Source organism: Caulobacter sp. GW821-FHT09B11 (assembly GCF_059418205.1).
Genome location: NZ_JBWKPK010000013.1, coordinates 1 through 11,990 on the forward strand (window position 1 = coordinate 1; position 11,990 = coordinate 11,990).

Sequence of the window (11,990 nt, forward strand, 5' to 3'; positions counted from 1 at the left end):
GACCAGGGCCGCGCGCGCGACACGCCCGAGGGAGCGGAGCGCGCTCACGGCGTGCCGCTCGCGGCGGCCGGGGCGGCGGCGGCTTCGGCCGCGGGCGCCGCGGCGGTTTCCGGCTCCAGCACCACCTTCAGCGGGTTGGGCGTCAGGTCGTTGAGCGCGCCGCTCGAGGCGTCGACGCCCATGCCGATGATGCCGCCGGCCAGGACGTTGCCGGCCAGGGCCGCGCCGCCGCCGCCGCTCATCTTGCTGACGACTTCCGAGGTATGGGTCTTGTAGCCGGCCTTGGTCACCGTGACCGTGAAGCCTTCCTTGCGGGGCAGCTTCAGGGTGCAGGGCGTCGACGGGCAGGAGAAGCCCGTGGAGGTCTTCACCTCGGCCGGCGGCGAGGATTCGACGGTGAACGACTGGGTGGTGCCGCGCGTGACGGTGGCGCACGCGCTCAGGGAGGCCGCCGCCAGGAACAGCGACGCGCCGCGAATATAGGTTTTCATGTAGCCCCCAACTCAAAGTTACGGGCTCAACCTAAACGCGGGCAATTACACAGTCTAGCTTCGCATAGTGTCGGTATTGAAATATTTTCAGCCGGTGACAGGCAGCCGCCGTCACCGCCCCACCGCACTGAAAACATTGAAGGTTTTACGACAGTAGCGACGCCTTCGCCGGCGTCGCCGCGCGCTCTACTCCGCCGCGATCGCCTTGGCGTCCTTGGTCGCCTGCAGCTCGGCCGCCTTCTTTTCCACCAGCTCGACGATGTGGTCGATCATGCCGTCGTTGGACTGCTTGTGGTCGGGCTTGCCGGCCATGTAGACCATGCCCGCCCCGGCCCCGCCGCCGGTGAAGCCGATGTCGGTCATCAGGGCCTCGCCCGGGCCGTTGACCACGCAGCCGATGATCGACAGCGACATCGGCGTGGCGATGTGGGCCAGGCGCTCTTCCAGTTGCTCCACCGTCTTGATGACGTTGAAGCCCTGACGGGCGCAGGACGGGCAGGCGATGATGTTGACGCCGCGGTGGCGCAGGCCCAGCGACTTCAGGATGTCGAAGCCGACCTTGATCTCTTCCACCGGATCGGCGGCCAGGCTGACACGGATGGTGTCGCCGATGCCGGCCCACAGCATCGAGCCCATCCCGATGGCGCTCTTGACGGTGCCCGTGCGCAGGGCCCCGGCCTCGGTGACGCCCAGGTGCAGCGGGCAGTCGATGCGTTCCGACAGCTGATGATAGGCCGCCACCGTCATGAACGGATCCGAGGCCTTCACGCTGATCTTGAACTCGTGGAAGTCATGGTCCTGCAGGATGCGGGCGTGGTTCAGCGCGCTCTCGACCATGGCGTCGGGGCACGGCTCGCCATACTTCTCCAGCAGTTCGCGCTCCAGCGAGCCGGCGTTGACGCCGATGCGGATCGAGCAGCCGTGGTCCTTGGCGGCGTTGACGACGTCGCGCACGCGGTCGGGACTGCCGATGTTGCCCGGATTGATCCGCAGGCAGGCCGCGCCAGCCTGGGCCGCCTCGATGCCGCGCTTGTAGTGGAAGTGGATGTCGGCCACGAGCGGCACCTTCGCCTCGCGGGCGATGGTCTTGAAGGCCGCGGTGCTGTCGACGTCGGGGCAGCTGACGCGGACGATGTCGGCGCCGGCCTCTTCAAGCTGGCGGATCTGATTCAGCGTCGCGGCGGCGTCGCTGGTCAGGGTGTTGGTCATCGACTGGACCGAGATCGGCGCGTCGCCGCCCACCTCGACGCTGCCGACGCGGATCTTGCGCGACTTGCGGCGCTCGATCATGCGCCAGGGACGAACGTGGGTGTGGTCAGCGGCCATGGCGCCAATCTAGTGGGTCTTGGTGACGGATAGAAGGGCCGTGCGCGGGAAACGGCCGTGCGTCCTTCGAGGCCCGCTGCGCGGGCGCCTCAGGATGAGGAATTCAGTGCAATGGATCCCTCATCCTGTGGTGCGAGCCAGCGGCGAGCCTCGAAGGACGCAGAGCGCCCACCGAAGGTCCTACTGCGGCCTGGCCGGCGCCGGGGCGGCCGGGGTCGCGACGGGCTTGGGCGCGACCGGAACCAGCTTGGCCAGCGGCGTCTGCGGGGCGGTCAGGCGCGCGGTCAGCACGCCGCCCACGAACACGTCCACGGCGCCCGGCTCGGCCACGTCGGCCACCAGGCCCGGGGTGCGCGGCGCGCGGAAAGCGTCGCCGGCCGACAGCCAGCGGGTGAAGTGCACCGCGCCGTCGGGGCCGCGCACCACCAGCGAGGTCGACTTGCGGGCCTGCAGGATCACGCCGGACGAGTCGGCCGGAGCCGCCCCGTACACCGCGCCCTTGGACTTGAACGGCGCGCCGAGGTTGGCGATCGCCTCGGGCGCGGCCTGGGCCTCGGCTTCCTTGCGGGCCTTGGCCGCGGCGGCCACGGCGTCGGCCGAACCGCCGGCGGCGGCGGCTGCTTCCAGGCCGGGGGTCACGTACGGGGTCGGGGTGGTCGATTCGACCGGGGCCGGCAGCGGCGCGCCGAGCGACACCGCGCCGCCTGCGGCGTTGCCGCTGGCGCCGCCGGCGGCGACAGCCGTCGGGGCGTTCTGGGCGACCGCGCCGGCGGCCACCTGGGCCTTGGGCTCGGCGTCATGGGTCATGGCGCGCTGGGCGACGTTCCACAGCACGATGGCGCCGCCGACCAGCAGCCCGCCGGCCAGCAGCAGGCCCAGGCGCGGGTCGCGCTGGCGGTGCACGCCGATCGGCGCGCGCAGCGGCTCGACGTCGTCGTGGGCCTCGAGCTTGAAGCGGGCCACGGCCGCCTCGGCGTCCAGGTGCAGCAGGTTGGCCACGGCCTTGATGTAGCCGATGGTGAACGGCCGCGAGGGCAGTTCGTCCAGGCGCATGTCCTCCAGCGCCTCGACATAGGCCTGGCGGATGCGGGTGGCGTCGGCCACGTCCTGCAGGGTCATGCCGTGGAACAGGCGGGCGGCGCGCAGCGCTTCGCCCAGGTCGACGCCGTGATCGACCGAAGGCTGACCGGCCGTCACGGCCCCAGCCTCGTCACGGTCGCCCTCGGCGACCAGACTCAAATGACTCACCCTGCCCGTGTCGAGCGGCATGACGAACAGATCACCCCAGAAAATTCGCGTCGCACGAGAGTCCGACCGATCTTGCACCGACTCTAGCCGGCCTTTGTTAACATTTGATTGTGGATATCAAAGTAAGTAGCCGGATTCAATGCACTAAACTTGGCCGCAAGGTTAACGCGCCCTCAGTCTAGACGGCGACGTAGAGCTTCCTGGCCAAGGTTTCGATCTCGCCCCGCAAGGACCCGCCGGACCCTTTCAGCAGCGCTTCAACGTTGCGGCGGGCGGCCTCGCGGTCGCACGACAGCACCATCTGCTTGACGGGACCGATGCCGGCCGGGGGCATCGACAGGCGGTCGAAACCCAAGGCCACCAAGGCGAAAGCCTCCAGCGGCCGCCCGGCCATCTCGCCGCACACCGACACCGGCGTGCCTGTGTCCTCGCAGGCCTGCTGGATGGTCTTCAGCGCCCGCAGAGCCGCCGGCGACAGCGGGTCGTAGCGGTCCGACACCCGCGGATTGCCCCGGTCGGCGGCGAACAAGTACTGCATCAGGTCGTTGGTGCCGACCGAAACGAAGTCGGTCATCGGCAGCAGCGCGTCCAAATGCCACAGAAGGGACGGCGCCTCGACCATGGCCCCGACGTCCAGCCGGGCCGGCGCGGGCCGGCCGCGCTTCAGGGCCCAGGCTACTTCCTGGTCGACGAAGGCGCGGGCGGCGCGGAACTCGTCCACATTGGCCACCAGCGGGAACATGATACGCAACTCGCGGCCCGCCGCGGCCTTGATCAGGGCGCGGATCTGCAGGCGCAGCAGGGCCGGACGATCCAGCCCCATGCGTATGGCGCGCCAACCCAGGGCCGGATTGTCCTCGCGCTCCAGCTCCATGTACGGCAACAGCTTGTCGCCGCCGAGATCGAGCGTGCGGAAGGTCACCGGCATGCCGTTCGCGGCCTCCAGCACCTTCTCGTAAAGCGCCGTCTGGGCCTCCAGCCGGGGCATCTCCTCGGCGACCATGAACTGGAACTCGGTGCGGAACAGGCCGATGCCCTCGGCCCCTGTCTCGCCCAGGATGTCGAGGTCGACGGCCAGCCCTGCGTTCATCAGCAGGGTGATCTTGGAGCCGTCGCGAGTGAAGGCCGGCGTGTCGCGCAGGCGGGCGAACTCGGCCTTGCGCTGGGCGCGGACCTCCATCCGGGCCTTCAGGGCCTTCACGACGTCGGGGCGCGGGCGCAGCCAGGCCTCGGCCGTCTCGGCGTCGACCACCACGGGATCGCCCTCGCTGACCCGGTCGCGCAGGCCGGCCAGGCGGCCGACGCACGGGATGTCGAGCGCGCGGGCCACGATGCCGGCGTGGCTGGCGGCCGAGCCCTCTTCGAGCAGTATGCCCTTCAGCTTGGTGCGGTCGTATTCCAGCAGGTCGGCGGGACCGAGGTTCCGCGCGATCAGGATGGCGTCCTCGGGCAGCTGGCGCACGGCGTGGACGTCGCCCGACAGGTGGCGCAGCAGCCGGTCGTTGAGATCTTCCAGGTCGTGCAGCCGCTCGCGCAGATAGGGGTCGCGGGCCTGGCCCAGGCGGGCGCGGTGCTCGGAACGCACGCGCTCGACCGCGGCTTCCGCCGTCAGGCCGGAGCGTACGGCCTCCTGCAAACCGCGGTTCCAGCCCCGATCGTGGGCGAACAGGCGGTAGGTCTCCAGCACCTCGTAGGATGCGCCGACCAGGCCGTGCTGGCCGTCCAGCATCTCGTCGATCTGGGTCTGCAGGGCCTCGATGGCGTAGGAGAGCCGGGCCTCCTCGGCCAGGGCGTCGTCCGATAGCAGCTGTTCGGGAGCCACCGGCTGCTCGTGCAGCACCGCCACGCCGTAAGCCAGGCCCTCGGCGAAGCGCGCGCCCTTCAGCCGCTCGGGCTTGTGCGGGGCCAGCTCGACGTCCTTGAGCTCGTCGGCGCCCAAGAGCTCGCTGGAACTGACCATCTCGGCCAGCACCATGGCGATGATCTGCAGGTCCTCGACCTCCTCGTCCTCATAGACCCGCTCGGTGCGGTTCTGGACGACGAGCACGCCGATGGCCCGGCCGCCGCGCAGCAGCGGCACCGCCAGGAAGGCGTGGTAGGGATCTTCGCCCGTTTCCGGACGATAGGAGAACGACGGGTGGCTGGCGGCGTCCGAAAGGTTCAGCGGCCGGCCCAGACGCATGGTCTCGCCGACCAGGCCTTCGCCCGGCTTCATGCGGGTGACGTGGACGGCGTCGCGCGACAGACCCTCGGTGGCGAAGAGCTCGAGGTCCCCCGAGGCGCGGCGCAGATAGATCGAGCAGACTTCCGCGACCATCGAGACGGCGATGGTGCGCACCACCATGTCGAGCTTGGCCTGGGCGGGTCCGCCGCCGGCCATGGCCTCGCGGATCTGGCGAAGCAGGCTTCTGGGTCCTCGAACGGCGATGCCGGGGCCTGCCATGTCGCCTGTCGTGCGCTCCCTTGGTTCCGACGCGTCGAAGCACATCGTCCTGTCATGCGCGCTATAGCAGATTTCGCGCGCCGCACAGTGAGCGCGGTGTTTTTCCTCGACCCTTAAGCGCAAAAAACGCCGCCCCTCCGGAAAGGGGCGGCGTCCTGCCTAGCTTGTCAGCGACCAGGCCTTAGCGGCGCTGACCGTAATAGTCGTAGCGGCTGTCGTAGCGATCGCGATGGTCGCGACGATCATAGCGGTCGTTATAGCCGTAGCGGTTGTCGCTGTAGTACGGGCGGCGCTCGTCATAGCGCTGGCCGTAGCGGTGATGACGCTTGTCCTTGGCGGTGGCCGCGCCGATGGCGCCGCCGGCCAGGGCGCCGACCGCGATCGCGCCGCCGTCGCCGTCGCCCAGCATGGCGCCGGCCGCGCCGCCCAGGACCGCGCCCAGGATCGCGCGCTCGGTCTTGTTGCTCTTGCCGCGATCGCCGGCGAAGGCGGCCGTGGCGGGCAGGACCAGCGCGCCGGCGATGGCGGTGCTGATGGCGATCTTGCTGAACTTACCGAAGGTCTTCATGGCAGTGCTCCTTGTTCCAGAAGCGTCGCCAAACCCGGAGGCGGCGCTGTTGATGACGTTTATGAGCCTTGCCGTTTGAACCCGACCTGAACGCGCCTGTTCATGTTGGTGTCAGGTTTGAAGCCGTCTTTCCAAGACTCTTCCCCCCGTAAAATCCCCGCGCAAGCGGGAATTTTACGGTTTGGGGTGGGCTATTCCCCCGCGTGCGCCGCCCCCGGCCGATGCAGCCGCACAGACCACAGCACGCCGGCCAGCATCAGCACGATGGCCGCCCACTCCAGCCCATGCGGCCAGCGCCCCTCGTGCAGGAAGCCGTACAGCAGGGCGAACAGGGTCTCGAACACGATCAACTGGCCCGACAACGACAGCGGCAGCAGGCGGCTGGCGCCGTTCCACAGGCCGTTGCCGATCACCGAAGCCCCGATCGCCACAGCGAAGCTGACCATCCAGAACCAGCCCCAGGCGGCCGGCGCATGCACTTTTCCGCCCATCAGGAAGGCCGGAACCACCAGCGCCAGCGACAGCAGGCCGGTGGCCAGGCCCGTCAGCAGCGACCACTCGTGGCTGCTGAACTTCGGGGTCGCGGCCAGGCGGCGGGCGTTCCAGACAGCGTAGGCGGTCCACACCGCCAGGGCCAGGGTCGCGCCCAGCACGCCAAGGATCAGCCTGCCGACCGGAACGCCCGACGGCGTCGTGAACACCGCCACGTTGATGCAGACCCCGCCGGCGATGATCAGTGTCAGCGGCGCGGCCAGGGCGCGCAGCGGCGTCCCCTCGCCTTTCCGGGCGCCGGCCAGGGTGATGGTCACGGGCAACAGGCCGATGATCAGCGAGGCCAGGGCCACGCCCGCCGTCTGCACCGCCACCGACAGGCCCACATAGTAGACGAGGTTGCCCAGCAGGCTCAGCCCGGCCAGATCGCGCCAGTCGCGACGGTCCATCCGCGCCATCACCGACCGCCAGCTCGGCGCCAGCAGCACCGCGGCGGCCAGGCCGTAGGCGATGTAGCGCCCGGCGGTCATCTGCAGCGGCGTGAAAGCCTCCAGCAGCTTCGGGGCCAGGAACACCCCGCCCCACAGGGCGCCGGCGACGAGACCGTAGAGAAGGCCGAGCAGAAGGTTCCGGGGACTGATCATGGGGCGGGACCTAGCAGGCGCAGCGCGCCCTGGCTTTGGCGAAAGCTCCCGAAGATCGGGCGTATATTCCTACCGCCGCCCCTTTCGCCAGGCGGCCGGCGTGACGCCCAGGGCCGCCTTCATCCGCCGGGTCAGGGTGCTCTGGTCGCCGTGGCCGGTGCGGACGGCGATCTCCGCGATGGACAGCACCGGATCGTCCAGCAGGCGCTGGGCCGCGCGCAGCCGCGCATCGGTCAGGGCGGCGTGCGGGGTCGCGCCGTAGGCGGCGGCGAAGCGGTCGAAGAAGCGGCTCTGGCTCATGCCGGCCTCGGCCGCCAGATCGCGGACGGACAGCGGCTGGTGGTAGCGGGCCTCGATCATCGCCGCGGCGCGGGCCAGGCGCGGATCGACGGCGACCGGGCCGCTCGACAGACCGCGCAGCAGCAGCGGCGTCCACAGGCCCGCGACGCCGTCGTCGATCCCGCCCGGCGCTTCGCCCGACAGGAACGACAGCAGGCCGCGCACCGGGCTGGTGACGCAGGCGAACGGCTTTTCGCGCAGGCGCTCGAACGGCGCCATCAGGGAGGCGCCGATGTCGGCCACCACGAACAGGTTCTCGCCGTCGGCGGCGCAGACGTGGCGCGTACCCGGCGGGATCACCGCGGCGCTGCCCGGATCGACCCGCCCGCCCCGGCCGTCGATCTCGATCTCCAGCACGCCGCGACGCGGCAGCACGATCTGGTCGAAGTCGTGGGCGTGCGAGATGGCTTCGACGCTGTAGCGGCGGAAGGACAGCTCGGCGGGGACGGTCAGGTCGTGGCCCATGGCGATGTTGTAGCGCCGGGAACGGATGCGTCCCACCCGCCGCATCGACAAAAATCCCGCCTCCCTAGGCCTCGTGCCTAGGGCCCATGGCCGCGCCAGGCTGTGCGCCACAGGACGCTCTCCGCCAATGTGGCCGCCAAGGACACGGAACTCAGGAACAACGGAAGCAGGCTCCTGGGCACAGGGCCCAGGAAAGCAAAGGAGGGTGTCAGCCGTGCCCCGGCAGGGCCAGGGGCTCGTCGGCGTCCTGGACCAGGCGGCGGGCCTGTTCGAGGGCGGCGTCGATGTCGCTCTCGATGAACTCGACCTGCAGGTCGGTCAGGGGATGGGGCGCGGCGACGACGTTGCGCAGGTAGTCGCGCTTTTCCGGCTCGGTCATGGTCCACCAGCCGACGGTGTGACCTTCCTCGATCACGGCGTCGCCCATGGCCAGCAGGTCGTCGGTGTCGAAGATCGGCTGGCCGGGCTTTTCGGGGAACCATTGGCCGTCGTCGGGCAGGGCCAGATCCAGCTGGCGCAGCAGGGCCGCCAGCCACGGGCTGACCAGCAGCGGCTTTTCGTAGCCGTCGCCGAACTTGGCGCGCAGCAGGAGGTCGTAGAGCAGCTCGAGGCCGGCGTCGCCTTGGAAGGTGACGGTCTTGGCGGCGGGGTCGAACTTGAAGACGTCGGACATGGGACTCTCGAAGGCTGGTGCGCCTTCATAACGTCAGAGCACGACGTTTAGGCAACGGCGATCCCCCTCCGGCCCTTCGGGCCACCTCCCCCAGAGGGGGAGGATCTCGTCCGAGCAGATGCTCCCCCTCCGGGGGAGCTGTCGCGGAGCGACTGAGGGGGTCTTCTCGCTCTTACAGTTGGTCCAGCCCGTACACGGCGTGCAGGGCGCGGACGGCCAGTTCGGTGTAGGCCGCGTCGATCAGGACCGAGATCTTGATCTCCGAGGTCGAGATGACCTGAATGTTGATGTTCTTCTCGGCCAGGGCCGCGAACATCGACTGGGCGACGCCGGCGTGGCTGCGCATGCCCACGCCGATCACCGACACCTTGGCGACGTCCTCGTTGACGGCCACGTCCTCGAAGCCGATCTCGACCTGGGCGGCGCGGACGATCTCGACGGCGCGGGCGGCGTCACGCTTGCCGACGGTGAACTCCATGTTGGCGGTGTCGGCGCTGCGGGCGCGCGACTGCACGATCATGTCGACGTTCACATTGGCGTCGGCCAAGCGGCCGAAGATCTGCGAGGACACGCCCGGATGGTCGGGCAGGCCCAGCAGGGTGATCTTGGCTTCGTCGCGGCTGTAGGCGACGCCCGAGACGATGCGCTTTTCCATGATTTCTTCCTCGTCGCAGACGATCGTACCTTGGCCCGGGGCTTCGCCCGGCTCGACGAAACTCGACAGCACCCGCACCGGGACGCGATGGGCCATGGCCATCTCGACCGAACGGGTCTGCAGCACCTTGGCCCCCAGCGAGGCCATTTCCAGCATCTCTTCGTAGCTGATCTTGGCCAGGCGCCTGGCCTTGCTCTCGATCCGCGGGTCGGTGGTGTAGACACCATCGACGTCGGTGTAGATGTCGCAGGCGCCCTTGACGGCGGCGGCGATGGCCACGGCGCTGGTGTCCGAACCGCCACGACCCAGCGTGGTGATGCGCTGATTGCTGGTCACGCCCTGGAAGCCGGCGATGACGGCGATCTCGCCGGCCTTGAAGCAGGCTTCCAGATTGGCCGGCGGAATGTCCTCGATGCGGGCGCTGCCGTGCGCCTCGGTGGTGAGGATCGGCACCTGCCAGCCCAGGAACGAACGGGCCTTGTGGCCCATGTTGCGCAGGGTCATGGCCAGCAGGCCGGCGGTCACCTGCTCGCCCGACGCCACGACGGCGTCGTATTCGTCGTCAGACTCCGGAAGGCCCGCGGCGGCGCGGCCGGCTCCGTCCGTCCAGGCGACCAGCTCGTTGGTCTTGCCCGACATGGCGGAAACGACGACGGCGACCTGCTTGCCCGTGGCGACTTCCGCGGCGACCAGGCGCGCCACCCGGCGGATGCGCTCCAGGTCGGCCACCGAGGTGCCGCCGAACTTCATCACCAGACGTGACACGTCTCTAAATCCTCGAACCAAAGCGGTTTTTTCTTGCGCCTTCGCGGCCGGAACCCGTCCTTCCGCGCAAGCCCGCGCCTTCTAGCGGGGCCTTGGCGCAACGGCAATGTCGCGGATGTGTCTTTTTTATCTGAGCGGGGCGAGGATTTGACGCAGGACGCAACCTGACTGACTATCTACCTGTCCACAGACGATCGGAAAGCGCCATGTCGCCCGAGGTCGAACGCCTGCTGGCCGGCCAGATCACCGTCGCCGGCAAGATCCGCGCCTTGGCCGCCGCCGGCTACAAGCGCGCCGACATCGCCCGCATCCTCGGCAAGCGCTACCAGCATGTGCGAAATGTGCTGGAGGAGGCGCGGCCGGCTGAGACGGTCGCGCCGATAGGAATGGCGGAAGGCGACGCCGGAGCCTTTGTCCACGATCGGCCGAAGAGCTACCGATTGGAACTCAGGAACGGATCGCTGACGCTTCCATCCGAGGTGCTCGCGGCGCTCGGCGCCGGAGCGAACGGCGTGATTATCGCCGAGCTGGATGGCGAGTTCTTCAAGCTCATCAGCCTTCCGGAGTCCGTGCGTCGTCTGCAGAACTGGGTGGCGAGCTTCGCTATCCCCTCCGAAAAACTGGCGTCCGACGAGTTGATCGAAGATCGCCGCCGAGAGGCCGCCCAGGAGGAAGAGGAAGCCCGGGCCTGGGAGGCGCAACGCCGCCATGACGACTGAATTCATCATGGACTGCTCCGCCGTCCTGGCGATCCTGTTTGGCGAATCCGGCCAGGATCGCGCCGCCGCGGCGCTCAAGGACGCCCGGATATCCACCGTCAACCTGGCTGAAGTGGTCACCAAGCTGATCGAGCGCGGCGCAACGCCTTCGGACGTCGCAGGCCGCCTATCGACGCTGGCGCTGACCATCACCGACTTCGATGGCGACCTCGCCATCCAGGCCGGCCTTCTGCGCGCCGCCACCCGCCACAAGGGCCTGTCGCTCGGCGACCGCGCCTGCCTCGCCCTGGCCATCAGGGAGGGTCTCCCCGTCATGACCGCCGATAGGGCCTGGAGCGATCTGGACCTGCCGGTCGAAGTCGTGCTCATACGCTGACCATGACTCAGAGCGCCCCGAATACGCCCAACTGGAGCATCGACCCCGCCGACGTGGCGCGGTTCTCGGCCATCGCCGCCGAGTGGTGGGACCCGAAGGGCAAGTTCGCGCCGCTGCACGTGTTCAATCCCTGCCGGCTGGCCTTCATCCGGGAGCAGGCGCTGGAGCGCTTCGGCCGCGACGGCAACGACCGCGCGCCGTTCGAGGGCCTGTCCCTGATCGACATCGGCTGCGGCGGCGGCCTGCTGAGCGAGCCGATGGCGCGCCTCGGCTTTACCGTCACCGCCATCGACGCCTCGGAAAACAACATCAAGACCGCCGCGGCCCACGCCGCCGAACAGGGCCTCTCGATCGGCTACCGCCCCGCCACCGCCGAACAGCTGCTGGCCGAGGGCGCGGGTCCGTTCGACGTGGTGCTGACCATGGAGGTCATCGAGCACGTCGCCGATCCGGGCGCCTTCCTGCGCACCTGCTCGCAACTGCTCAAGCCCGGCGGTCTGATGATCGTCGCCACCCTGAACCGCACGCTCAAGGCCCTGGCCCTGGCCAAGATCGGCGCCGAATACATCCTGCGCTGGGTGCCGCCGGGCACCCACGAGTGGAAGCAGTTCCTCAAGCCCGAGGAGCTGCGCGCCTTCCTGGCCGGCGAGCCGGTCGAGATGCACGGCCCCTTCGGCGTCGCCTACAACCCGCTGACCGGCCGCTGGAGCCGCTCCACCGACGTCGACATCAACTACATGATGACGGTCACCAAGCCGGCGGCGTGACGGCGAACGGGGTTCGCGG

The 11,990-nt window shown here is 69.2% G+C and carries 12 protein-coding genes; 3 read left to right on the plus strand and 9 right to left on the minus strand.

Annotated features, from left to right (window positions below; genetic code table 11):
• Positions 1 to 44 precede the first annotated feature (44 nt).
• The 9 genes from AC07N1_RS11390 to AC07N1_RS11430 form a co-directional block, all read right to left on the minus strand.
• Entirely contained in the window at positions 45 to 491 is a 447-nt protein-coding gene (locus AC07N1_RS11390; protein WP_494671919.1) for a translation initiation factor 2, read from the minus strand.
• Between the two features lie 186 nt (positions 492 to 677).
• On the minus strand, positions 678 to 1,817 hold the full coding sequence (gene ispG / locus AC07N1_RS11395; RefSeq protein WP_494671920.1) for a flavodoxin-dependent (E)-4-hydroxy-3-methylbut-2-enyl-diphosphate synthase: 1,140 nt from the start codon (positions 1,815 to 1,817) through the stop codon (positions 678 to 680).
• Between the two features lie 180 nt (positions 1,818 to 1,997).
• Positions 1,998 to 3,086 (minus strand): helix-turn-helix domain-containing protein, encoded by a 1,089-nt coding sequence (locus tag AC07N1_RS11400; protein WP_494671921.1) that lies wholly within the window; start codon positions 3,084 to 3,086, stop codon positions 1,998 to 2,000.
• A 157-nt stretch (positions 3,087 to 3,243) separates the two neighbouring features.
• Positions 3,244 to 5,508 (minus strand): phosphoenolpyruvate--protein phosphotransferase, encoded by a 2,265-nt coding sequence (gene ptsP / locus AC07N1_RS11405; protein WP_494671922.1) that lies wholly within the window; start codon positions 5,506 to 5,508, stop codon positions 3,244 to 3,246.
• Positions 5,509 to 5,689: 181 nt separating this feature from the next.
• Positions 5,690 to 6,076, minus strand: a complete 387-nt coding sequence (locus AC07N1_RS11410; protein WP_494671923.1) for a hypothetical protein — start codon at positions 6,074 to 6,076, stop codon at positions 5,690 to 5,692.
• A gap of 191 nt (positions 6,077 to 6,267) precedes the next feature.
• On the minus strand, positions 6,268 to 7,212 hold the full coding sequence (locus AC07N1_RS11415) for a DMT family transporter (protein ID WP_494671924.1): 945 nt from the start codon (positions 7,210 to 7,212) through the stop codon (positions 6,268 to 6,270).
• A 69-nt stretch (positions 7,213 to 7,281) separates the two neighbouring features.
• Positions 7,282 to 8,061, minus strand: coding sequence for a helix-turn-helix domain-containing protein (locus AC07N1_RS11420; protein ID WP_494671925.1), 780 nt, complete (start codon positions 8,059 to 8,061; stop codon positions 7,282 to 7,284).
• Between the two features lie 163 nt (positions 8,062 to 8,224).
• On the minus strand, positions 8,225 to 8,689 hold the full coding sequence (locus AC07N1_RS11425) for a hypothetical protein (RefSeq protein WP_494671926.1): 465 nt from the start codon (positions 8,687 to 8,689) through the stop codon (positions 8,225 to 8,227).
• 172 nt (positions 8,690 to 8,861) lie between these two features.
• A complete protein-coding gene (locus tag AC07N1_RS11430; protein ID WP_494671927.1) occupies positions 8,862 to 10,109 on the minus strand; it encodes an aspartate kinase in 1,248 nt (415 codons plus the stop codon).
• A 206-nt stretch (positions 10,110 to 10,315) separates the two neighbouring features.
• On the opposite strand from AC07N1_RS11430, the gene AC07N1_RS11435 reads away from it, so the two are divergent.
• The 3 genes from AC07N1_RS11435 to ubiG are packed head-to-tail and all read left to right on the plus strand — an operon-like array spanning position 10,316 to position 11,971.
• On the plus strand, positions 10,316 to 10,828 hold the full coding sequence (locus AC07N1_RS11435; protein WP_494671928.1) for an AbrB/MazE/SpoVT family DNA-binding domain-containing protein: 513 nt from the start codon (positions 10,316 to 10,318) through the stop codon (positions 10,826 to 10,828).
• Positions 10,818 to 11,204: a type II toxin-antitoxin system VapC family toxin gene (locus tag AC07N1_RS11440; protein WP_494671929.1), complete on the plus strand. Its 387-nt coding sequence runs from the start codon at positions 10,818 to 10,820 to the stop codon at positions 11,202 to 11,204. Before AC07N1_RS11435 ends, AC07N1_RS11440 begins: the two co-directional genes overlap by 11 nt.
• Before the next feature lie 2 nt (positions 11,205 to 11,206).
• Positions 11,207 to 11,971: a bifunctional 2-polyprenyl-6-hydroxyphenol methylase/3-demethylubiquinol 3-O-methyltransferase UbiG gene (gene ubiG, locus AC07N1_RS11445; RefSeq protein ID WP_494671930.1), complete on the plus strand. Its 765-nt coding sequence runs from the start codon at positions 11,207 to 11,209 to the stop codon at positions 11,969 to 11,971.
• Positions 11,972 to 11,990: the final 19 nt, after the last annotated feature.

What these genes read in the sequence shown, in the direction of transcription:
- AC07N1_RS11390 (WP_494671919.1), bottom strand. Translation starts at nt 491, where the DNA reads ATGAAAACCTATATTCGCGGCGCGTCGCTGTTCCTGGCGGCGGCCTCC.
- ispG (WP_494671920.1), bottom strand. Translation starts at nt 1,817, where the DNA reads ATGGCCGCTGACCACACCCACGTTCGTCCCTGGCGCATGATCGAGCGC.
- AC07N1_RS11400 (WP_494671921.1), bottom strand. Translation starts at nt 3,086, where the DNA reads ATGCCGCTCGACACGGGCAGGGTGAGTCATTTGAGTCTGGTCGCCGAG.
- ptsP (WP_494671922.1), bottom strand. Translation starts at nt 5,508, where the DNA reads ATGGCAGGCCCCGGCATCGCCGTTCGAGGACCCAGAAGCCTGCTTCGC.
- AC07N1_RS11410 (WP_494671923.1), bottom strand. Translation starts at nt 6,076, where the DNA reads ATGAAGACCTTCGGTAAGTTCAGCAAGATCGCCATCAGCACCGCCATC.
- AC07N1_RS11415 (WP_494671924.1), bottom strand. Translation starts at nt 7,212, where the DNA reads ATGATCAGTCCCCGGAACCTTCTGCTCGGCCTTCTCTACGGTCTCGTC.
- AC07N1_RS11420 (WP_494671925.1), bottom strand. Translation starts at nt 8,061, where the DNA reads ATGCGGCGGGTGGGACGCATCCGTTCCCGGCGCTACAACATCGCCATG.
- AC07N1_RS11425 (WP_494671926.1), bottom strand. Translation starts at nt 8,689, where the DNA reads ATGTCCGACGTCTTCAAGTTCGACCCCGCCGCCAAGACCGTCACCTTC.
- AC07N1_RS11435 (WP_494671928.1), top strand. Translation starts at nt 10,316, where the DNA reads ATGTCGCCCGAGGTCGAACGCCTGCTGGCCGGCCAGATCACCGTCGCC.
- AC07N1_RS11440 (WP_494671929.1), top strand. Translation starts at nt 10,818, where the DNA reads ATGACGACTGAATTCATCATGGACTGCTCCGCCGTCCTGGCGATCCTG.
- ubiG (WP_494671930.1), top strand. Translation starts at nt 11,207, where the DNA reads ATGACTCAGAGCGCCCCGAATACGCCCAACTGGAGCATCGACCCCGCC.